The sequence below is a fragment of the Curtobacterium sp. MCJR17_020 genome (assembly GCF_003234365.2).
Lineage (GTDB): Bacteria > Actinomycetota > Actinomycetes > Actinomycetales > Microbacteriaceae > Curtobacterium.
In genome coordinates this window covers 1,831,201-1,853,016 of sequence record NZ_CP126260.1, presented here as the reverse complement: position 1 = coordinate 1,853,016, position 21,816 = coordinate 1,831,201, and the positions used below count along the sequence as shown (strand labels likewise).

Here is a 21,816-nt window from a genome sequence, read left to right as displayed (position 1 = left end):
AACCCCCGTCGCATGCGGCGATCATGTCAGACGTCCCCGAGGGACATGCCCGCGCCGGCATGGACGGCCCGCGCGATCCGCGCGCGCCGCCGAGCGCCGCGCGGTCAGCACCTACCGGTCGGCCGACTCCCGCGACCGGGCGGGCTTCGCCTGGGGCAACTTCGTCCCGACGACCTGGTCGATGACGTCGCGGGCGATCGCCTGCGCGGTCAGCCCGACGTCGGCGAGGATCTGCGACCGGGTCGCGTGGTCGATGAACTCGTCCGGCAGCCCCAGCTCGTTCACGCCCGTGTCGACCCCGGCGGCCCGCAGGTCCTGCCGGAGCCGGGTCCCGACGCCACCGACGCGCACGCCGTCCTCGATCGTGATGACGAGCCGGTGCGTCCGCGACAGCTCGATGAGCGAGCCCGGGATCGGGACCACCCAGCGCGGGTCGACGACGGTGACGCCGATGCCCTGCGCCTCGAGCAGCGCCGCGGCCTCGAGCGCCGTCGGCACCATCGAGCCGACGGCCACGAAGAGCACGTCCTCGACGCCGTCAGCGGCGGCGTGCAGCACGTCCACACCGTCGGGGAGACGACGGACGGCGGGGATGTCCGGCCCGACCTGGCCCTTCGACCACCGGAGCACCGTCGGGGCGTCGTCGACGGCGATCGCCTCGCGGAACTCCTCGCGCAGGGTCGCCGCGTCACGGGGCGCCGCGATCCGGATGCCGGGCACGACCTGCAGCAACGCGAGGTCCCACATGCCGTGGTGCGACGGTCCGTCCGGTCCGGTGATGCCGGCGCGGTCGAGCACGAACGTCACGCCGGCCTTGTGCAGCGCGACGTCCATCAGCACCTGGTCGAACGCCCGGTTCAGGAAGGTCGCGTAGAGCGCCACCACGGGGTGCAGGCCGCCGTAGGCGAGACCCGCCGCAGTCGTCACGGCGTGCTGCTCGGCGATGCCGACGTCGTAGACCCGGTCGGGGTGCTGCTCCTGGAACAGGTGCAGTCCGGTCGGTCGGAGCATCGCTGCCGTGATGGCGACGATCCGAGGATCCGAGGCGCCGGCGTCGGCCAGGGAAGACGCGAACACCGAGGTCCACGACGGACCCGACGCAGCGTCGAGCGACTCCCCCGTCTCCGGGTCGATGTGTCCGACGGCGTGGAACTGGTCGGCCTGGTCGCGGAGCGCCGGCTCGAACCCGTGGCCCTTCTCGGTGATCGCGTGCACGATCGTCGGGGCGCCGTAGGCCTTCGCCTGACGCAGCGCTGCTTCCATCGCACGCTGGTCGTGGCCGTTGACCGGCCCGATGTACTTGATGTCGAGGTTCGAGTACAGCGCTTCGTTGTTCGTGAAGCGCGACAGGAACCCGTGCAGACCCCCGCGCATCCCGCGGTACACGGCCCGGCCGGGGGCGCCGAAGCGGTCGGCCACGGCCCGGGAGGTCTCGTACAGCGCCCGGTACTCACGCCGCGTGCGCACGGAGCTGAGGAACCGCGCCATGCCGCCGATCGTCGGAGCGTACGAGCGGCCGTTGTCGTTCACGACGATGACCAGCCGGCGGTCGTTGTCGTCCGAGATGTTGTTGAGCGCCTCCCACGTCATCCCACCGGTGAGGGCGCCGTCACCGACCACCGCGACGACGGTGCGGTCGGTCTGTCCGGTCTGCCCGAAGGCGCGGGAGATCCCGTCGGCCCAGGACAGGGACGACGACGCGTGCGAGGACTCCACGATGTCGTGCTCGGACTCGCTCCGCTGCGGGTAGCCGGCGATGCCGCCCCGCTCGCGGAGCTTCGAGAAGTCCTGCCGGCCGGTGACGAGCTTGTGCACGTACGACTGGTGCCCCGTGTCGAACACGAAGGGGTCGTTCGGCGAGTCGAACACCCGGTGCATCGCGAGCGTCAGCTCGACCACACCGAGGTTGGGCCCGAGGTGCCCACCGGTCTTCGCGACCTCGGCCACCAGGAACCGGCGGATCTCGGCGGCGAGTTCGGTCATCTGCACGTCGGAGAGACGCTTCAGGTCGCGCGGCGACGTGATGCTGCTGAGCAGGCTCACGGGCGCTCCTTTCGTGGGGCTGTCGGCCCACTCTATGCGCGTGGGGACAGAACGGACTGGAGGCGCGGTGCCAGCTGGCACCGCGCCTCCAGGCAGTATCCGGGTCGCGTCAGACGAGCGACCGGAGCACGTACTGCAGGATGCCGCCGTTGCGGTAGTAGTCGGCCTCGCCCGGGGTGTCGATGCGGACGACCGCGTCGAACTCGACCGGCTGCTTGCCGGCGGGCGAGTGCTCGCTCGGCGTCGCGGTGACGTGCACGGTCTTCGGGGTGCGCCCCTCGTTCAGCTCGGTCAGCCCCGAGATCGAGACGACCTCGGTGCCGTCGAGCCCGAGGGACTCGACCGACTCGCCCGCCGGGAACTGCAGCGGGACGACGCCCATGCCGATGAGGTTCGAGCGGTGGATCCGCTCGAAGCTCTCGGTGATGACGGCGCGGACGCCGAGCAGGTTCGTGCCCTTGGCCGCCCAGTCGCGCGACGAGCCCGAGCCGTACTCCTTGCCACCGAAGATGACGAGCGGGATGCCCTGCTCCTGGTAGTGCTGCGAGGCGTCGTAGATGAACGACTGCTCGCCGTCGGCGGTCGTGAAGTCACGGGTGTAGCCGCCCTCCACGCCGTCGAGCAGCTGGTTGCGCAGGCGGATGTTCGCGAACGTGCCGCGGATCATCACCTCGTGGTTGCCGCGACGCGAGCCGTAGGAGTTGAAGTCCTTGCGGTCCACGTCGTGCTCGGCCAGGTACTTGCCGGCCGGGCTGTCCGCCTTGATCGAGCCGGCGGGCGAGATGTGGTCGGTCGTGACCGAGTCACCGAGCTTCGCCAGCACGCGGGCGCCGGAGATGTCCGACACCGCGTCGGGCTGCATGGTCATGCCCTCGAAGTACGGGGGCTTCCGCACGTAGGTCGACTCCTGGTCCCACTCGAAGGTGTCGCCCGTGGGGGTCGGCAGGTTCTTCCAGCGGTCGTCGCCCTCGAACACGGAGCCGTACTCGTGGGTGAACATCTCGGTGTCGATCGACTCGTCGATGACCTGCTGCACCTCGGCCGCGTCGGGCCAGATGTCCTGCAGGTAGACGTCGTTGCCGTCCTGGTCCTTGCCGAGGGCGTCCTTGTCGAAGTCGAAGTGCATCGACCCGGCGAGGGCGTACGCGATGACCAGGGGCGGGGACGCCAGGTAGTTCATCTTGACGTCGGGGTTGATGCGCCCCTCGAAGTTGCGGTTGCCCGAGAGCACCGCGGTGACGGCGAGGTCGTTGTCCTGCACGGCCTGCGAGATCTCCTCGGGCAGCGGGCCCGAGTTGCCGATGCAGGTGGTGCAGCCGTAGCCGACCGTGTAGAAGCCGAGCTGCTCGAGGTAGGTGGTGAGACCGGCCTTCTCGTAGTAGTCGGTGACGACCTTGGACCCGGGGGCGAGCGTCGTCTTGACCCACGGCTTCGAGGTCAGGCCCTTGGCGGCGGCGTTCCGCGCGAGGATGCCGGCCGCCATCATGACGGACGGGTTCGACGTGTTCGTGCACGAGGTGATCGCGGCGATCGCGACGGCGCCGTGGTCGATCGTGAACGGGTCGGCCCCGTCCATCGCGACCTTCGTCGGGGCCGAGGCCGTCGACGGGGCGCTCGACACGTAGACGTGCTCGTGCAGGTTGGTGTCCTCGTTGGTCGAGCCCGCGGCGATCGGGTCGGAGGCCGGGAAGGTCTCCTCCACCGCGTCGTCGAGGTCGGTCTGCTCGCTCGGGGTCGTGTAGTTGTTCAGGTCGACCTCGAACTGGTCCTTCGCCTTGGACAGTTCGATGCGGTCCTGCGGACGCTTCGGCCCGGAGATCGACGGCACGACGGTGGAGAGGTCGAGCTCCATGTACTCGGAGTACGCCGGCTCGACCGAGGCGTCGTGCCACAGGCCCTGGGCCTTGGAGTACGCCTCGACCAGGGCGATCTGCGCCTCGTCGCGACCGGTCAGGCGCAGGTAGTCGAGCGTGACGTCGTCGACCGGGAAGATCGCCGCGGTCGAACCGAACTCGGGCGACATGTTGCCGATGGTGGCGCGGTTCGCGAGCGGGACGGCGCTGACGCCCTCGCCGTAGAACTCGACGAACTTGCCGACGACACCGTGCTTGCGGAGCTCCTGCGTGATGGTGAGCACCACGTCGGTCGCCGTCACGCCGGCCGGGATCTCACCGGAGAGCTTGAAACCGACGACCTTCGGGATGAGCATCGACACCGGCTGGCCGAGCATCGCTGCCTCGGCCTCGATGCCGCCCACGCCCCAGCCGAGCACGCCGAGCCCGTTCACCATCGTGGTGTGCGAGTCGGTGCCGACGAGGGTGTCCGGGTAGGCGTAGGTCTCGCCGTCGAAGTCACGCGTGTAGGTGACCTTCGCCAGGTACTCGATGTTGACCTGGTGCACGATGCCGGTGCCCGGCGGGACGACCTTGAAGTCCTCGAACGCGGTCTGGCCCCAGCGGAGGAACTGGTAGCGCTCCCCGTTCCGCTCGTACTCGAGGTCGGTGTTGCGCTGGAGTGCGTCCGTGCTGCCGAAGAGGTCGGCGATGACCGAGTGGTCGATGACCATCTCGGCCGGGGACAGTGGGTTGATCTTGTTCGGGTCGCCGCCGATGTCCGCCATCGCCTCGCGCATGGTGGCGAGGTCGACGATGCACGGCACCCCCGTGAAGTCCTGCATGACGACGCGCGCCGGCGAGAACTGGATCTCGGTGTCCGGGTCGGCGTCGGGGCGCCAGGAGCCGAGCGCGCGGATCTGCGCCTCGGTGACGTTCTTGCCGTCCTCGGTGCGGAGGAGGTTCTCGAGCAGCACCTTCAGGCTGTACGGGAGCTTCTCGTGCCCGGGCACCGTGTCGATCCGGTGGATCGCGTAGTCGACACCCCCAACCGACAGTGTGTCCTTCGAGCCGAAGCTATTGACTGCAGCCACCGTGCCGCCTCCCTACTGATCGGTTTGCCCTCATCATCGCGGGCCGTGGTCCGTCCCACCAGCAAGGCAAACCTAATCCCGCTGACGCCGGAGCGCCGGACGGGAAAGTCTCTTGATGTCGAGACAACTCTACACCGTGGCGGCGTCGTCCCTCCGCACGAACACGGTGCGCACCAGCAGCCACGTGACCCAGAGCACGGCGGCGTAGAGCGGGACACCGAGGATGAGCTTGAGGCCGGCGAGCAGCTCGACCTGCGCGGTGAGGTAGAGCGGCACCTCGACGGCCAGGCGGAGTGCGAAGAGCCCGACCCAGATCCAGGTGGCGACCGTCAGCACGCGGCGCTTGACCGGGTCGGCGCGCCAGTCGACGTGCGAGCCGTCCTCGTTCGCCGGCAGGAGGAACCCGACGACCAGACCGATGAGCGGCCAGCGGACGGCCAGCGACACCAGGAGCCCGACCAACCACACCGAGTTGATGATGATGCCCGGGATGAAGTTGCTCTCGGCGCGTCCGGTGATGAGCGCGAGGCCGGCCGACACCGCGACGCCGAGGATGCCCGCGAAGGACATCGTCAGCGACTGTCGCTGCACCAGGCGGAGCACGACGAACACCAGGCCGACGACGACGGGGATCACGACGCTCGGCACGAGCTCCTTCGTGATCGCGTAGACGACGAGGAACGCGAACCCGGGCAGCACCGACTCGGCGAGCCCGCGGATCCCGCCGACCGCTCCGAGCAGGGCGCGCCCGGAGGGCGCCTCGCCAGGGGCGACGCGGGCGATGCCCGCGTTCTGCACCGCGTCGCGGAACTGCGATGAGAACGACGGCGCAGCCGACGCAGCGTCAGGGCTCCCAGCGGACGCGGGCACGGCTTCGGACCCGGCCGTCTCGGGTCGGTGGGTGTCGTCGTGTTCCGGCACCGTGCCTCCAGGGCGGGTCAGGTCGTCAGATCGCGGTCTGCGTCGACTTCGGCATGTGCAGCGGGATGAGGTCGCGCGGCGGCATCGGCGTCGTGCCGCGCACGACGACGACGGTGCGGAACAGCTCCTCGATCTCGCTCGCGTCGTCGGGCTGCTCGGCGGCCTTGCCGGCGATCACGCCGCGCAGGAACCAGCGCGGGCCGTCGACGCCGACGAAGCGGGCCGGCCGGACGCCGGCGGTGCCGCCGTCCCCGTCGACCGCGACGGGCACGGACGCACGGAGCTCGGGGCCGAACGGGCCGTCGACCTCGGTCACGACACCGCCCTGGCGCTCGATCTGCTCGGCGATCTGTGCGCGGATCTCGTGCCACAGACCTGTCGAGCGGGGTGCGGCGAACGGCTGGACCTGCAGCGTCGAGTCGTCGTAGTCGAGCCCGACCGCGACGACGCGCTGTGAGCCCTCCTCGACCTCGAGGCGCAGGTGCAGGCCCTCGCGCGGCAGGACCTTGACGCCGCCCAGGTCGACGTACGGACGGACCAGGTTCGCCTCGGTCTCGTCGTGCGGGCCGTTCTCGGCACGGTCCTCGGGTGCGGACTTGTCCGTCGGGGCGACCCCGTCGACCTCGTCGAGGTCCGCGTCGGCGTCCGTCGCGATGTCGACCTCGGGGGTCGTGTCCGCGATCTCGACCTCGTCGGCGACGGCCTCGGCCACCTCGACCTCGGCCACCTCGCCCTCGTCACGCTTGCGTCGACCGAACTTCATGCGCGCGTTCCTTCCTGAACATCATCGGCGGCGCCGGTCACGGCACCGCTCCGGTCACCGTAGCCGGACGAGCCGAAGCCACCCTGGCCCCGGACGCTGTCGGGGAGTTCCTCGACGTGCGTGTAGGTCACCCGCGGCACGGGCATGACGATCAGCTGTGCGATGCGGTCACCCACGTGCACCTCGTACGGCTCGGACCGGTCGGTGTTGAGCAGCGAGACCTTGATCTCCCCGCGGTACCCGGAGTCGACCGTGCCCGGGCTGTTGACGATGGTGATGCCGTGCTTGGCGGCGAGCCCGCTGCGCGGGACCACGAACGCGGCGTACCCCTCGGGGAGCGCGATCCGCAGTCCGGTCGCGGCCAGGTGGCGCTCGCCCGGCTGCAGCACGAAGGCCTCGGTCGAGACGAGGTCGGCACCGGCGTCGCCGGGGTGGGCGTGTCCGGGGCGGTTCTCCCCGGTCCAGAGGACGTCGACTGGTTCGGTCACGTGTCGAGGGTAGTGCAGAGACGTGACCCGACCGTGACCTGCCCCGAGTCGTGGTCGAATGGACCCGTGACCCTGTACCGCGAACGACTCTGGGCCCCGCCCGCCCTGTACCTGGCGACGGCGCTCGTCATCCCCGCCACCCTGCTCGTGTTCCTGCCCATCAGCGTGCTCGCCGGTGTGCTCGTGGCGATCGGCATGGAGCTCGGCGTCCTCGTGCTCCTGTGGGCACTCGCACCCACCATCGAGGTCACGGACAGCGAGTTCCGCGCCGGCAAGGCGCACCTCCCCCGCGCACTCGTCGGCAGCGTCGAGGCGTTCGAGGGCGCCGAGGCGACCACGCAGCGCGGCCCGAAGCTCGACGCACGAGCGTGGACGCTCTTCCGCGGCTACGTGCGCGGGGTCGTCAAGGTCGAGGTCCGCGACGACGCCGACCCGACGCCCTACTGGCTGGTCAGCGTCCGGCAGCCCACCAAGGTGGTCGAGGCGCTCCGGTCCTGACGGACCGCGACGGGCGGACGGGAGGCCCGGCGCGCGTCCGCCCCGCACCGTACGACGAAGGCCCCGCATCCTGGAGGATGCGGGGCCTTCGGTGATCGGTGCGTCGAGAGCGCCGCGGCTGTGTCCGCTACAGCGCTGCGCATTCCGCGCAGACCGGCCCGAGCTTCGACTCGTGGTCGAGCTGGGAGCGGTGCTTCACGAGGAAGCACTCGACGCAGGTGAACTCATCGACCTGCGGGGGCAGCACCACGACGTCGAGGTCGACGTCGCTCAGGTCCTGCCCGGCGAGTTCGAAGCTGCCGGGGTTGTCCGAATCATCGTCGACGACCCCCGACATCTTGTCGGGAACGCGCTCCTTGAGGGCCTCGATCGACTCCGAATCGGAGTTGTCATCGGTCTTCCGGGGGGCGTCGTAATCGGTGGCCATGCCCATCCATTTCTCGTATCGAGAGGTCGTCGCCGGGTGATCGGCGGCGACAGTTTGCACTACGTCCCGCCAGAGTGCAAACCGAGATCTGCGGCGGGTCGTCACGGCGCTGCAACCCGTGACCGGATCGGGACATTCCCGACACCCGTCGCCACTGATGCGCAGACTCCGCGGCACGCCCGTGCGCCTCCGTGGAAACCGTCCGCGACCACTGCATACTCACGGGGTACGACGCACGACCGTACGCGACGCTGGGAAGGCTGGACCATGCAAGACGTGAGAGTCATCGGAGTCGAGGCAGGCGCACTCCTCCTGGCGACCGACGGCGGTACCGAGTTCCGGTTGCCCGTCACGTCCTCGCTGCCGGGGCAGGTCCGTCAGGCCAACCCCGACGCCGGTCCGCAGAAGCGGGTCTCCCCCAAGGACGTCCAGGCACGCATCCGTGGCGGTGCCGACGCCGTCGACGTCGCGGCCGCGCTCGACGTCGACGTCGAGTACGTCCGACGCTTCGAGGGCCCGGTGCTCGCCGAGCGCGCGTTCGTCCTCGACGCCTCGCACCGCGTCCCGGTGACCCCGGTCGACGACGAGGCCCCCGACACCTTCGGCGCGGCGATCACCGCGAAGCTCGAGGCCGGCGAAGCCACCGCGATCAGCTGGGGCTCGTGGAAGCACCCGGAGAGCGGTTGGCAGGTCCGGGTCCGCTACACCGCGGCCGAGGTCGAGCACGACGCCCAGTGGCGCTTCGACCCGAAGACGTCGACGCTCGTGCCGGACAACGGCGACGCGCACCGGCTCTCGCACACCGACGACGAGGGCATCGCGCCCCGCCTGCGCGCCGTGGAGTACGAGCAGCAGGACGACGACGGCACCCGCTTCGACTCCGGCGCCTTCCGCGTCGAGGAAGAGGACGAGGCCGTCACGAACCCCGACGTCCCCGACCGCGCCCCGCTCCGTGCACCGCTGCCCCGCATCGGTCAGGCGGCCGTCGAGGAGCGCGCACCCGGCAACGAGACCGCCGACCTGCTCGAGGCGCTGCGCCGCCGCCGCGGGGAGCGCGAGGCCGCATCGTTCGGCGAGCAGCGTGACGAGCCGGCCCGCGGCACCTCGATCAGCGTCGTCGACATCCCGCTGCAGGGGTTCGAGGACGAGCCCGAGGGCGACACCGTGCCGCCGTCCGCCGACGCCCGTCCGGCGTCAGCGCCCGAAGCAGAGGGCCGTGCGGAGCGCAAGAAGCGCAACCGCCGGTCGATGCCGAGCTGGGACGAGATCGTCTTCGGCACCCGCCCGGAGGACCCGGCTTGATCAGCTCGGACTGATCCGCAGCCGGCTGCTACTGCGCGAACGCGCCGGCGAGCCGCAGCGGGACGAACGTCTCCTCGTCGGTCATCGCGCCGTGCTGGCCGATCATGCGCTTCGGGACCTCGCCGTCGCGCAGCGCGCGGTCGTCGTTGAACGCCCACGACCCGCGTGCCACGACGATGACGTCGCCGATGCGCGGGACCACCTGCGGCGAGACCGCACCGAACCACCCGGCGGCGATCGCCTCGTCGCGGCTCGCGACGTACGCCTTCTTGCCGTAGCGCGCCCGGAACGCCCCGACGAGCCCGCGGACGTCGGTGCCCGGCGCCACCGTGAGCTGACGACACCGCGGATCGCCCGCCACCCCGACGACGTCCGTCAACAGGAGCGGGTCGATGGCGATGTTCGCGTGGTCGGGCACGTCGAGCACACCGTGGTCCGCGGTGACCAGGACGCCGACGTCCGGCGCACCGCCGGCGTCGAGGCGGGCGAGTTCACCGTCGAGCAGCTCGAGCGTGGCCGTCCACCGGTCGGACTGCCACCCGGACTTGTGGCCGATCGAGTCGAGCTCCGGCACGTACAGGTACACGAGCGACCGCCCGGTTGCGGTCTCGGCCAGGGCGGCGTCGATGCGCTCCGGGATCGTGTCCGCCGACACGTACCGTGCGCCGCCGAGGACGTTCGCGGTCATGCCCGACGCCCGGTACCGGTCGGGGCCGACGACGACGGGGTCGACGCCGAGCTCCGCGGCGCGGGTGAAGAGCGTCTCGGTGAGGAACCAGTCCGCGGGGACCTCGGTGTCCCACCCGCCGAGCAGGTTCATCACGGCGCCGGTGTCCGGGTTCCAGCCGCTGTAGCCGACGATGCCGTGCGTGCCGGGCGACCGTCCGGTGGTCAGGGTGCTCAGTGCCGCGGCCGTCGTGGTCGGGAACCCGCTGCGCAGTTTCTTCGCGGTGCCGGACCCCTTCGCGGCCGTCAGCCAGCGGGCGTGCCCGGCGCGAGCCGACAGCGCGGCGCTCCCGAGGCCGTCGACCAGGACGACGATCGCGGAACGGGCGGGACGGAGGGCGATCCGGGCCTCCAGGCCGTGGTCACGCGACCACGCGCCGTCCGCAGCCCCGAGTGCGACGAGGCAACTCGGGAAGACGTCGGCGAGGTTGGCGGCGGCGTCGGGGGCCGTCGGTACGCTGGTTCCCATTCCAACGAGTCTTCCAGAAAGGTGCCATGGCACGCACGGACGCAGTCGGCCTGCCCGACGGTGAGCGCATCGAGGACGTCGACGTCTCCGAGGAGATGCAGGGCTCCTTCCTCGAGTACGCGTACTCCGTCATCTACTCGCGGGCGCTGCCCGATGCGCGCGACGGCCTGAAGCCCGTCCAGCGGCGCATCCTGTACCAGATGGCCGAGATGGGCCTGCGGCCCGACCGCGGGCACGTCAAGAGCGCCCGCGTCACCGGCGAGGTGATGGGCAAGCTGCACCCGCACGGCGACGGCGCGATCTACGACGCCCTGGTGCGGATGGCGCAGCCGTTCACGATGCGCGTGCCGCTGATCGACGGCCACGGCAACTTCGGGTCGCTCGACGACGGTCCCGCTGCAGCCCGGTACACCGAGGCACGCCTGGCCGAACCGTCGATGGCCATGACCGAGGGCCTCGGCGAGGACGTCGTCGACTTCGTCCCGAACTACGACAACCAGATCATGCAGCCCGGCGTGCTGCCGGCGGCGTTCCCGAACCTGCTCGTCAACGGCGCGTCCGGCATCGCGGTCGGCATGGCGACGAACATGGCGCCGCACAACCTGGGCGAGGTGGTCGAGGCCGCGAAGCACCTGCTGATGAACCCGCAGGCCACCCTCGAAGAGCTGATGGAGTTCGTGCCGGGGCCGGACCTGCCCTCCGGCGGCACCATCGTCGGGCTCTCCGGGGTCCGCGACGCCTACGCCACCGGGCGCGGCACGTTCCGTACGCGCTCGAAGGTGAGCGTCGAGAACCTCACCCCGCGCAAGGTCGGACTCGTCGTCACCGAGCTGCCGTACCTGGTCGGTCCCGAGCGCGTCATCGAGAAGATCAAGGACGGCGTCCAGTCCAAGAAGCTCGTCGGCATCTCGGACGTCAACGACCTGACCGACCGCAACCACGGGCTCCGGCTCGTCATCGGCATCAAGAGCGGCTTCAACCCCACGGCGGTGCTCGAGCAGCTGTACAAGCACACCCCGCTCGAGGACGGCTTCGGCATCAACAACGTCGCACTCGTCGGCGGGTCGCCCCGCACCCTCGGGCTGCGCGAGCTGCTCGACGTCTACGTGCAGCACCGCCTCTCGGTCGTCACCCGGCGGTCGGAGTACCGGCTCGCGCGTCGCCGCGAGCGGCTGCACCTGGTCGAGGGACTGCTCATCGCGATCCTCGACATCGACGAGGTCATCCAGGTCATCCGCACCTCGGACGACTCCGAGGCCGCACGGAGCCGGCTCCGTGACGTCTTCGACCTGTCCGAGGTGCAGGCCGAGTACATCCTCGAGCTGCGGCTCCGACGCCTGACGAAGTTCTCGCGCATGGAGCTCGAGTCCGAGCGCGACCAGCTGCTCGCCGACATCGCCGCCCTCGAAGAACTGCTGGCGTCCGACGAACGGCTGCGTGCCCAGGTCGCGCTCGAGCTCACCGAGGTGTCCGACAGATTCGCCACCCCGCGCCGCACGCTGCTCACCGAGGCCGACGCTCCCGTCAAGGGCGGTCGCAAGGCCGCGGTCGACCCGGAGTCCCTCCAGGTCGCCGACTCGCCGTGCCGCGTGCTCCTCTCGACCACCGGACGGCTCATCCGCGTCGACATCCCGACGTCGGAGCTCAGCATCGTCCGCGTGCCGAAGCGCTCCAAGCACGACGCCGTCCGGTCCGCCGTGGTGAGCACCGTCCGGGGCCAGGTCGGCGCGCTGACCTCGACCGGGCGGGTCCTGCGGCTCTCCCCCGTCGACGTGCCGGCGGTGCCGCCCGCCGCGGTCCGCCTCGACGCCGGGGTGCGGGTCACCGACTTCCTGGTGCTCACCAAGGGCGAGACGGTCGTTGCACTCGTCGACCTGTCCGGCGCCTCGTCGGACTCCCTCGCCATCGGGACCGCGCAGGGTGTCGTGAAGCGCGTCGTCCCCGGAACCTGGCCCGACAAGCCCGAGTTCATCGCCATCGGCCTGAAGCCCGGCGACGCGGTGGTCGGTGCCGCCCAGGCACCCGAGTCCGACGACCTGGTGTTCATCAGCTCGAACGCCCAGCTGCTGCGCTTCCCCGCGTCCGGCGTCCGTGCTCAGGGGTTGCCGGCCGGCGGTGTCGCGGGCATGGCGCTGGCGTCCGGTTCCTCGGTGATCTGGTTCGGGTCCGTCGCCCGTTCCGACGACGCCGTGGTCGCCACGGTGTCCACGACCTCGACGGCACTGCCCGGCACGGACTCCGGTCGCGCCAAGGTCTCCGCGCTGTCCGAGTTCCCCGCCAAGGGCCGGGCGACCCAGGGTGTCCGGGCGCACGCGTTCCTGAAGGGCGAGGACGGGCTCACCGTGGGCTGGGCGGGCATCGCTCCCCCGCACGCGGTCGGCACGGACGGCGCGGCGCGGACCCTGCCCGACTGGCTGTCGAAGCGTGACGGGTCGGGTGCGCCGCTCGAGGCCGTCATCGGCTCGATCGGCGGGAGCGCCGCGGCGCTCGACGGGACCGCTGGCGACGCGTAGCGCGCGGCGGCGCTCCGGCATCCTTCCGCGAGAGCGACGTGGCGCGCTGGCGGCACCGAGACTCGGGCTGCGCGACCGAACTCGGAGTACGCAGCCCGAGACGAGTCGCTGACCACGAGACTCGGGCCAGCGCCGCCGAGACTCGGGCCAGCGCCGCGGGCGTCAGGCGTCGATGCGGTCGCGGTCCAGACCCTCGCCGGCCAGGATGAACTCCTTGCGCGGGGCCACGTCGTTCCCCATGAGCAGCTCGAACACCTTCGCCGCGCTCTCGGCATGGGTGATGTTCACCCGCCGCAGGGTGCGGTGCGCTCGGTCCATCGTGGTCTCGGCGAGCTGGTCGGCGTCCATCTCGCCCAGGCCCTTGTACCGCTGGATCGGCTCCTGGTACTTCTTGCCGGTCTTCTCGAGCTTCTTCAGCACGGTCTGCAGTTCCTGCTCGGAGTACGTGTACAGCGTGTCGTTCGGCTTGCCGCGGTTCACGACGACGACCCGGTGCAGCGGCGGCACGGCCGCGAACACCCGGCCCTGCTCGATCATCGGTCGCATGTACCGGAAGAACAGGGTGAGCAGCAGCGTGCGGATGTGGGCACCGTCGACATCGGCGTCCGACATGATGATGACCTTGCCGTAGCGCGCCTGGTCGATCTCGAACGTCCGGCCGGAACCGGCGCCGATGACCTGGATGATCGACGCGCACTCGACGTTCGACAGCATGTCCGACACGGACGCCTTCTGCACGTTGAGGATCTTGCCGCGGATCGGCAGCAGCGCCTGGTACTCGCTGTTGCGTGCGAGCTTCGCGGTCCCCAGGGCTGAGTCGCCCTCGACGATGAAGAGCTCGGTACCCTCGGTCTCCTGCGACCGGCAGTCGGCGAGCTTCGTCGGCAACGAGGAGTTCTCGAGCGCGTTCTTCCGGCGCTGCGTCTCCTTGTGGGCGCGGGCCGAGATGCGGGTCTTCATCTCCGCGACGACCTTCTCGAGCAGGGTCGCGGCCTGGGCCTTCTCGGTGCGCTGCGTCGACGTCAGGATCTCGGTGATGCGCTTCGACACGACCTGGTCGACGATCTTGCGGACCGCCGGCGTGCCGAGGACCTCCTTCGTCTGCCCCTCGAACTGCGGCTCGGGCAGTCGCACGGTCAGCACGGCGGTCATGCCGGCGAGCACGTCGTCCTTGTCGAGCTTGTCCTGCCCGACCTTGAGCTTGCGGGCGTTCGCCTCGACCTGCGCACGGACGGCCTTGACCAGACCGGACTCGAAGCCGGCCTGGTGCGTGCCGCCCTTCGGCGTGGCGATGATGTTGACGAAGCTGCGGAACACCGTCTCGTAGCCGTCGCCCCACCGCAGCGCGAGGTCCACCTCGCAGGAGCGCTCGACCGAGGTGGACACCATGTGGCCCTTGTCGTCGAGCATCGGGACGGTCTCGGTGAAGGTCCCGGTGCCCTGCACGCGCCAGACGTCGGTGACGGCGGTGTCGGCCGCGAGGTGCTCGACGAACTCACCGATGCCGCCCTCGTAGCGGAAGCGCTCGACGACCGGGCCGGCCTCGACGGCGGTCCCCGTCGCCTCGGCACGCGCAGCGGCGGCCTCGATCGAGGACACGCGCTCGTCGGTGATCGTGATGCCGAGCCCGGGCACGAGGAACGCCGTCTGCCGTGCCCGGGTGACCAGGTCGTCGGTGCTGAACCGCGCATCGGCGGTGAAGATCTGCCGGTCGGCCCAGTACCGGATCCGGGAGCCAGTGACGCCCTTCTTCACCTTGCCGACGACCCGCAGCTCACTGCCCGAGGTGAATGGGCTGAACGGGGCGTCCGGACCGATGCCCTTCATGTCGTCGAACGTGCCGGGCTCGCCGCGGTGGAAGGACATGGCGTAGGTCTTGCCGCCACGGTCGACCTCGACGTCGAGGCGCTCGGACAGGGCGTTGACCACCGAAGCGCCGACGCCGTGCAGACCACCGGAGGCAGCGTAGGACCCGGAGCCGAACTTGCCACCGGCGTGCAGCTTGGTGAACACGACCTCGACCCCGGTCAGACCGGTCTTCGGTTCGACGTCCACCGGGATGCCGCGGGCGGTGTCGCGGACCTCCACCGACCCGTCGGCGTGCAGCACGACACCGATCTCGTCGCCGTGCCCCGCCAGGGCTTCGTCGACGGAGTTGTCGATGATCTCCCACAGGCAGTGCATGAGCCCACGGGAGTCGGTCGAACCGATGTACATCCCCGGACGCTTCCGGACCGCCTCGAGCCCTTCGAGGACGGAGAGATGGCGTGCGGAGTAGTCGGAGCTCACCGTCCGATGCTACCGAGCGCTACCGACACCCTCGGCGTGGACACTCGCACTGGGGACAACCGATCCGCGCTCAGCGAAACAGCGCTGCACAATGCATCGTTCTCAGGCATCACGTGTTGAAATGGTGCAACCACCCGGCACCACCTGCGATCCGTGAGGAGCACAGCAATGACCCAGACCGTGCAGGACCCCTCCATCGACGAAGTCAGCAACCACCAGCTGACCGCCGCCGACCGTTGCGACAGCTGCGGAGCGCAGGCCTACATCCGAGCCACCATGTCGAGCGGCGAGCTCTTCTTCTGCGCGCACCACGGCGCCGAGTTCAAGGACAAGCTCGCGGCGACCGCCATCGAGTGGCACGACGAGAGCAGCCGACTCTACGAGTCGAAGTAGCGCGCGAAGGCGCGAGCACAGCAAGACGGGAGGCCCGGTGCCAGCTGGCACCGGGCCTCCCGTCTGTCTGTCGCCCGTCTCAGAACGCGCCGAGACGACGAAGGCCGGGTCCCGTCGGGACCCGGCCTTCGTGGGCGTCACGCGATGCGCTTGAACGCCTTGTCGACGTAGCGGTCGACCGTCGCGCGCGCTTCGCGGGCGTAGCGGTCGATGGTCGCCGTCCGCTCCGGGTCCGTCGCGTACTCGCGGCCCAGCCGTGCGGCGGCCGCGGCGAGGACACCGTCGGTCAGCTGCGGGTTGAGCGGCAGGATCGGCCCCTGCGTGTGCGTGCCGAACGACGTGCCGACGATCGCGCCCTCGACCGGCTGCCCGGCCTGGTTGCCGCCGCCGGACACGACGTCGGCGAACGGGGTGACCCCGGCCGCGAGCTCGATCGTGGTGGCGTGGTCCTCGAAGCCGGCGAGCCGCTTCGGCGCACCGGGGAGCAGCGGGTAGCGGGTCTCGAGCACGAAGTAGTTCACCCGACGTTCGGCCCCGCGGACGGCTCGGGCGTCGAACACGCCGAACCCGGCGAGCGGAGCGCCCTCGGTGGGGACGACCTCGTTCGTCGCCAGGTCGAACCCGCCGCCGACGGCGATGACCGGCACGCCGTCGCTCGCGAACGAACGGAGCGGAGCGGCGATGCGGGCGACGTCGGCACCGAGCGAGCGCATCGCGCTGAGCGGGCCGTTGCCGATGACGACGACGTCGGCCGCGGCGGGCAGGTCGTCGCCGGGCGCGTACTCGAGCACCTCGGTGTCGAGGCCGGCTGCGGCGGCACGGCGGACGAGGGCTGCGACGTTGCCGCGGTCCCCCGAGACACCCATCTGCCGGGGGTAGACGTGCAGGATGGTCAACCGGTCGGCCGTCATGCGGTCTTCTCCATGTCCGGGTGGCCGAGGGCCTTGCGGGCGATCATCATGATCTCGTAGTTGACGATGAAGTTCTTCGTCCCGTTGGTCGTCGACCCGAGCTGCTCCATGTGCTTGATCGCTGCCTCGACGTCGGGCTCGACCCGACCGATGCGGACACCGGCGTGCTCGAGGGCGATCGCGATCTGCCAGGCCTTGTCACCGGAGACGACGTCGACGTGGTCGAGCTTCGAGAAGTCGATGTCGTAGATCCACGAGATGTCCGGCGTGCCCTCGTCGATCGCCATGAGGACCTGCTCGGGGCGGTCCGGCAGCGCGTCGAGGTTGAGCTGGAGGCTCGCGGCGTTCTTGAACATCGTGAACTCGGCGGACTCGCCGGCGATCGGGAGTCGCTCGCCGCGGCCGTACGCCGGCTTCATCGTGCCGAAGGCCTTCGTGACGGCGTCGGCCCGGAACTGCGTGCCGAGTGCGGCGCTGGCCGTGGCGGTGGCAGCAGCAGCGTCGACCGCGTAGTGCAGGCCGCGTGCGGGCAGGCGCACCGCGATGTCGGCACCGTCGTACCGGATCGTCGCACCGTCGCCGGTGTTCACGACGACCTCGGACTCGGCGACGTTCGGCTGGGCGTCCTGCCGGTCGAAGTCGTCGGCGTTCTGCAGGCCGTTCGGCGCCGCGGCGACGACCTCGGCGCTCGCACCGAAGCGCAGCACGCGCTGGCCGGTGCGCGCCACGTAGGCGTCGAGGAACTGGTCGTCGCGGTTCGTGATGACGTTCGCCGTGGACAGTGCCGCGGTGTCGAGCATCATGTCGGCGACGCGCTCGGTCTCGAAGAACCGGTACAGCTGGTCGACCTGCACGTTGAGCATCGTCACCGTGGACGGCGACAGGATGCCGGCGAGCTCGACCGCGAAGGCCTCGTCGACCTCGAGGATGCCGATGTCCGCCTTCAGGCGACCGGTCAGCGACACCTCGGACAGCAGCGCCGACGCGATGCCCTGCGGCAGGTTCGCCCCGGACGGGTTCGTGAAGACCCGGAGCCCGTGCGCCCGGACGATGTCCGAGATCATGTGCGTGGTCGTCGACTTGCCGTTCGAGCCGAGCACGAAGACGACGCCGTTCGGGAACTGCTTCGTCACCTGCTGCAGGAAGTCCGGCACGAGCTTGAGCACGATGAAGCCGGGGTACGCGGATCCCCCGCCCCGCGCTCGCGCGAGGGCACGGAGGATCCGCCCGATCAGGATCGGGATGAAGAACCGCATCGGCCTACTCGAGGTAGTCGCGCAGCGACTGCGACCGCGACGGGTGGCGGAGCTTCGCCATCGTCTTGGACTCGATCTGACGGATGCGCTCACGCGTCACGCCGAACGTGTCACCGATCTGGTCGAGGGTCTTCGGCTGGCCGTCACCGAGGCCGAAGCGCATGCGGATGACGCCCGCCTCGCGCTCGGACAGGGAGTCGAGCAGGCTCTCGAGCTGCTTCTGCAGCATGGTGAAGCCCACCGCGTCGGCCGGTACGACTGCCTCGGTGTCCTCGATGAGGTCACCGAACTCGGAGTCGCCGTCCTCGCCCAGGGGCGTGTGCAGGGAGATCGGCTCGCGACCGTACTTCTGCACCTCGACGACCTTCTCCGGGGTCATGTCGAGCTCGCGGGCGAGCTCTTCCGGAGTGGGTTCGCGACCGAGGTCCTGCAGCATCTGGCGCTGGACACGAGCGAGCTTGTTGATGACCTCGACCATGTGCACCGGGATGCGGATGGTGCGGGCCTGGTCGGCCATGGCGCGGGTGATCGCCTGGCGGATCCACCACGTCGCGTAGGTCGAGAACTTGAAGCCCTTGGTGTAGTCGAACTTCTCGACCGCACGGATCAGGCCCAGGTTGCCCTCCTGGATGAGGTCCAGGAACTGCATGCCACGGCCGGTGTAGCGCTTGGCCAGCGACACCACGAGGCGGAGGTTCGCGCCGAGCAGGTGCGACTTGGCGCGCTGACCGTCGCGGGCGACCCAGCGCAGCTCACGCTCGGCCGGCTTGGTCAGCCCGGTCGAGTGCTGCAGCTTGTCCTCGGCGAACAGGCCGGCCTCGATGCGCATCGCGAGCTCGACCTCCTGCTCGGCGTTGAGCAGGGCGACCTTGCCGATCTGCTTGAGGTAGTCCTTCACCGGGTCGGCGGTCGCACCCGTGATGGTCGTGGAGTAGACCGGGGCTTCGTCGTCGTCGGTCTGTGAGATGACGAGCGCGCCGGCGGCGACCGCAGCGGCGGCGTCGGGCTTGATCGCCTTGTCGTCGGTGTCCTCGACGTCCTCGGTCGGCTCGTCGGTGGCTTCGTTCGCCTCGTCGACGGGGTCGACCTTCTTCGCCTTCGGGGCGGCCTTCTTGGCCGGGGCCTTCTTGGCGGGGGCCTTGGTGGCGCGCTTCCTCGGCGCGGCGGTTCCCTCGGTGTCCGTGGCGTCCTCTGCCACAGCACCTTCGGGCTGAGTGTCCTTCGTGGGATCGATCGTCGTGCTCCGGGCAGCCATGCGATCACCTCTCTCGTCGTGCCACGTTCGTGGGGTCGTGGCCTCCCTCGCCGCCCAGGGCCCGAGCCGCAGTCCCCCGCGTCGTCGAGTCCTACCGTTCCGGGCAGCACTAAGACCCATGTCAAGTCCCCCGGGTTGATCGGCGCTCCGAAGTGCTCCGACAGGATGGGGGTCCTGAGTGGGTCCGTGATCATTATTGCACGTGCCGCTTCCGCAGGCGCGCAACGAGTGCAACCCAGAGCGGTCCGACGCGTATTCCCTCTTCCGTGTGGAGCACCCGGCGCGTGCGGTGCCGGGCGTGCAGGAGCATCGCGACACCGAACCCGACCACCAGGTACTGCACCGTGAGGGCCACGCGGAAGTTGTCCCAGGCGAACACGGTCTCACCGGTGACGCGGGACATCACGTCGAGCAGCAGCCCGATCAGGTACATCATCACGAAGGCCGCCAGGAAGCCCCCGACGTTGACGACCCCGTTCGCGGACCCGAGGGAACCGACGGGATTGAACGTCCGGGCGAAGTCGAACCCGATCAGCGAACCGGGGCCGCCGATGCCCATCGCCACGACGAGGAGCACGAGCAGCCAGGTCGGCGGGTGGCCGGGCCAGAGCAGGATCGCGGTCCACACCACCGCGAGCAGCACGACCACGCCGAGCACGAGGTTCGAGCGGCGCATCGGGAACCGCGCGCACAACAGCCCGAGCACCGGCCCGGCCACGAAGCCCACGGCGACGATGATCGTCAGGAAACCGGCGGCCTCGGCGGGGCTGTACCCGAGCCCGCGGAGCATGGGGACGCCCCACAGCAGCGAGAACACCGTGCCGGACGACTGCGTCACGTAGTGGGACCAGAACCCGAGCTGCGTGCCCGGTCGACGCAACGCGTGCCCGAACGTCCGGAACGCGGCGCCCCACGAGTGCGGCAGCGGGATCGTTCCGGTCCGCACGACCACCGGGCCGTTGCGGACGAAGACGAACGCCAGGACGAGCCCGACGGCACTCGCGGCGGCGGCGACCCCGAACGCCGGCGTCCACCCCGCGGCGTGCAGGAGCACCGCGAACGGGAACGCCGACAGGATCTGGCCGATCTGCCCGAGGTTGCCCGTCTACTGCGAGATCTGCGGCAGGATCCGGCCGCTGAACCACATCGGCACCAGGCGGATCACCGAGATGAACGTCATCGCGTCGCCGGCACCCACGAGCACCCGGCCCGCGATCGCCGGGCCGATCGTCGGCGAGAAGGCCACGACGGCCTGGCCGACCACGAGCAGCGCGGCGCCGAGCAGGACGAGCCTGCGCGGCCCCACCCGGTCGAGCGCGACGCCCACCGGGATCTGGAGTCCGGCGTACACGGCGATCTGCACGACCGCGAGCGTGGACAGCACCGCCGCCGAGACGGCGAACCGGTCCTGCGCGTCCACTCCGGACACCCCCAGCGAGGACCGCTGCACGACCGCGAGGACGTAGGCGAGCACCGCGATGCCCCAGATCAGGTAGGCGCGACGGGAGTTCACCCCGACAGGCTACCGATCCGGCGGAGCCGGATACGCGACGTGTGTCGCCGACGCGGGTGACGTCCTGATCGGGACCAGACGCCGACCGGGAGGCGCGGCGCGGGCCCGCACCGGGCCTCCCGTCCGCCGTTCCGGACCGTTCAGGGCCCGACCCGGCTACTCGCCGCCGTCACCCTGGGTGCGCCGGTCGGCCAGGAAGCGCTCGAGCTCGGCCGCGATCGCGTCCGCGGTCGGCACCTCGCCGTCGACGTCCGTGAGCGGCGACGCGACCGGGTTGCCCTCCATGTACGTGTCGTGCCGCTCCTCGAGCACACCGACGAGTCGCTGCAGCTCGGCGTTGCCGGCGACCTGCTCCTCGACCCGGGTGAGGAACTCGCGACCCGCCTCGCGCAGGGCGTCCGTCGGGAAGATGAGGCCGGTGGCCGCAGCGATGCCGGACAGGGCGGCGACGGCCGCGTCCGGGAACTCGGTGTCCGACAGGTAGTGCGGGACGAGCAGGACGAGCCCGGTGACCTGCTCGCCGGTGGATGCGAGCCGGTGCTCGACGAGGTGCAGGACGTTCGCCGGCGCCTGGGTCTCGGGCTTCCAGACGCTCATCTGCTCGACGAGGTCGGCGCGGGTGCCGGAGACGGTCAGGCTGATCGGGCGGGTGTGCGGGACCGGCATCGGGATCGACTGCACCCAGGTGGTGTCCGCGACCTGGAGCTGGGCGGCGAGGCCGGTGACGGCGTCCACGAACCGGTTCCACTGGAAGTCCGGCTCGTACCCGGACAGGAACAGGAACGGCTGGCCGATCTCGTCGCGCACGAGGTGCAGCGCCAGCCGGGGCGGCTCGACGGCGGCGATGTGGTCGTGCTCGAAGGTGATGACGGGCCGGCGAGCACGCCAGTCGAGCAGCACGTCGGGGTCGAACTCGGCGACGAGCTGGGTGTCGAGGTCCTCGAGCACCGACGCCGTGACCTGGGCAACGGCCGAACCGGCGTCCGCGAAGCCGGTGAGCCCGGCGACCAGGTGCAGCCCGGCCGGGACGGTCGGGGCGGCCTCGTCGAACGTGTAGAGCTCCTCGGGGTGGTTCACCGTCCCCATGCTAGGCGGGGCCACCGACGTCCCCGCGCGGGACGAC

The 21,816-nt window shown here is 70.4% G+C and carries 16 protein-coding genes and 1 pseudogene; 4 read left to right on the top strand and 13 right to left on the bottom strand.

The features are described from left to right. Nucleotides 1-111: 111 nt before the first annotated feature. From dxs to dut, 5 genes are all read right to left on the bottom strand, one after another. On the bottom strand, nucleotides 112-2,043 hold the full coding sequence (dxs, locus tag DEJ14_RS08765) for a 1-deoxy-D-xylulose-5-phosphate synthase (protein WP_111086379.1): 1,932 nt from the start codon (nucleotides 2,041-2,043) through the stop codon (nucleotides 112-114). 109 nt (nucleotides 2,044-2,152) lie between these two features. Beyond that, nucleotides 2,153-4,969 carry an aconitate hydratase AcnA gene (gene acnA / locus DEJ14_RS08760; RefSeq protein ID WP_111086380.1) on the bottom strand — a complete coding sequence of 939 codons (2,817 nt, stop codon included), beginning with the start codon at nucleotides 4,967-4,969 and terminating at the stop codon, nucleotides 2,153-2,155. Nucleotides 4,970-5,098: 129 nt separating this feature from the next. Further along, entirely contained in the window at nucleotides 5,099-5,890 is a 792-nt protein-coding gene (locus tag DEJ14_RS08755; protein ID WP_111086381.1) for a DUF3159 domain-containing protein, read from the bottom strand. Nucleotides 5,891-5,915: 25 nt separating this feature from the next. Next, nucleotides 5,916-6,653 carry a DUF3710 domain-containing protein gene (locus tag DEJ14_RS08750; RefSeq protein ID WP_258373346.1) on the bottom strand — a complete coding sequence of 246 codons (738 nt, stop codon included), beginning with the start codon at nucleotides 6,651-6,653 and terminating at the stop codon, nucleotides 5,916-5,918. Further along, nucleotides 6,650-7,141: a dUTP diphosphatase gene (gene dut / locus DEJ14_RS08745; protein WP_111086382.1), complete on the bottom strand. Its 492-nt coding sequence runs from the start codon at nucleotides 7,139-7,141 to the stop codon at nucleotides 6,650-6,652. Before dut ends, DEJ14_RS08750 begins: the two co-directional genes overlap by 4 nt. A gap of 66 nt (nucleotides 7,142-7,207) precedes the next feature. On the opposite strand from dut, the gene DEJ14_RS08740 reads away from it, so the two are divergent. Continuing rightward, on the top strand, nucleotides 7,208-7,639 hold the full coding sequence (locus DEJ14_RS08740) for a DUF3093 domain-containing protein (RefSeq protein ID WP_111086383.1): 432 nt from the start codon (nucleotides 7,208-7,210) through the stop codon (nucleotides 7,637-7,639). 127 nt (nucleotides 7,640-7,766) lie between these two features. Here the strand turns inward: DEJ14_RS08740 and DEJ14_RS08735 are convergent, their stop codons facing one another. Beyond that, complete coding sequence (locus DEJ14_RS08735; RefSeq protein WP_031263038.1) at nucleotides 7,767-8,066, bottom strand: DUF4193 domain-containing protein; 300 nt, start codon at nucleotides 8,064-8,066, stop codon at nucleotides 7,767-7,769. A gap of 276 nt (nucleotides 8,067-8,342) precedes the next feature. Here DEJ14_RS08735 and sepH point away from each other — a divergent pair, with 276 nt between their 5' ends. Beyond that, nucleotides 8,343-9,368, top strand: coding sequence for a septation protein SepH (sepH, locus tag DEJ14_RS08730; protein WP_181437628.1), 1,026 nt, complete (start codon nucleotides 8,343-8,345; stop codon nucleotides 9,366-9,368). A 28-nt stretch (nucleotides 9,369-9,396) separates the two neighbouring features. Here the strand turns inward: sepH and DEJ14_RS08725 are convergent, their stop codons facing one another. After that, entirely contained in the window at nucleotides 9,397-10,563 is a 1,167-nt protein-coding gene (locus DEJ14_RS08725; RefSeq protein ID WP_111086385.1) for an alkaline phosphatase family protein, read from the bottom strand. A gap of 26 nt (nucleotides 10,564-10,589) precedes the next feature. On the opposite strand from DEJ14_RS08725, the gene DEJ14_RS08720 reads away from it, so the two are divergent. After that, a complete protein-coding gene (locus DEJ14_RS08720) occupies nucleotides 10,590-13,076 on the top strand; it encodes a DNA gyrase/topoisomerase IV subunit A (RefSeq protein ID WP_111086386.1) in 2,487 nt (828 codons plus the stop codon). A 162-nt stretch (nucleotides 13,077-13,238) separates the two neighbouring features. Here DEJ14_RS08720 and DEJ14_RS08715 read toward each other — a convergent pair whose 3' ends face one another. Beyond that, nucleotides 13,239-15,365 (bottom strand): DNA gyrase/topoisomerase IV subunit B, encoded by a 2,127-nt coding sequence (locus DEJ14_RS08715; protein ID WP_111086387.1) that lies wholly within the window; start codon nucleotides 15,363-15,365, stop codon nucleotides 13,239-13,241. A gap of 168 nt (nucleotides 15,366-15,533) precedes the next feature. Here DEJ14_RS08715 and DEJ14_RS08710 point away from each other — a divergent pair, with 168 nt between their 5' ends. Further along, the gene (locus tag DEJ14_RS08710; RefSeq protein ID WP_071255055.1) at nucleotides 15,534-15,758 is read left to right on the top strand and encodes a DUF7455 domain-containing protein; all 225 of its coding nucleotides are present in this window, start codon (nucleotides 15,534-15,536) and stop codon (nucleotides 15,756-15,758) included. Between the two features lie 137 nt (nucleotides 15,759-15,895). On the opposite strand, the gene DEJ14_RS08705 is transcribed toward DEJ14_RS08710, so the two are convergent. The 5 genes and pseudogenes from DEJ14_RS08705 to DEJ14_RS08685 form a co-directional block, all read right to left on the bottom strand. Then, entirely contained in the window at nucleotides 15,896-16,669 is a 774-nt protein-coding gene (locus DEJ14_RS08705; protein WP_111086388.1) for a type 1 glutamine amidotransferase, read from the bottom strand. Beyond that, nucleotides 16,666-17,925 (bottom strand): MurT ligase domain-containing protein, encoded by a 1,260-nt coding sequence (locus tag DEJ14_RS08700; protein ID WP_111086389.1) that lies wholly within the window; start codon nucleotides 17,923-17,925, stop codon nucleotides 16,666-16,668. Before DEJ14_RS08700 ends, DEJ14_RS08705 begins: the two co-directional genes overlap by 4 nt. A 4-nt stretch (nucleotides 17,926-17,929) precedes the next feature. Continuing rightward, on the bottom strand, nucleotides 17,930-19,180 hold the full coding sequence (locus DEJ14_RS08695) for an RNA polymerase sigma factor (RefSeq protein WP_111086390.1): 1,251 nt from the start codon (nucleotides 19,178-19,180) through the stop codon (nucleotides 17,930-17,932). A 193-nt stretch (nucleotides 19,181-19,373) separates the two neighbouring features. Further along, nucleotides 19,374-20,654: pseudogene (locus tag DEJ14_RS08690) on the bottom strand (MFS transporter). Between the two features lie 195 nt (nucleotides 20,655-20,849). Further along, the gene (locus tag DEJ14_RS08685) at nucleotides 20,850-21,779 is read right to left on the bottom strand and encodes a proteasome assembly chaperone family protein (protein ID WP_111086391.1); all 930 of its coding nucleotides are present in this window, start codon (nucleotides 21,777-21,779) and stop codon (nucleotides 20,850-20,852) included. Between the last annotated feature and the right edge of the window lie 37 nt (nucleotides 21,780-21,816).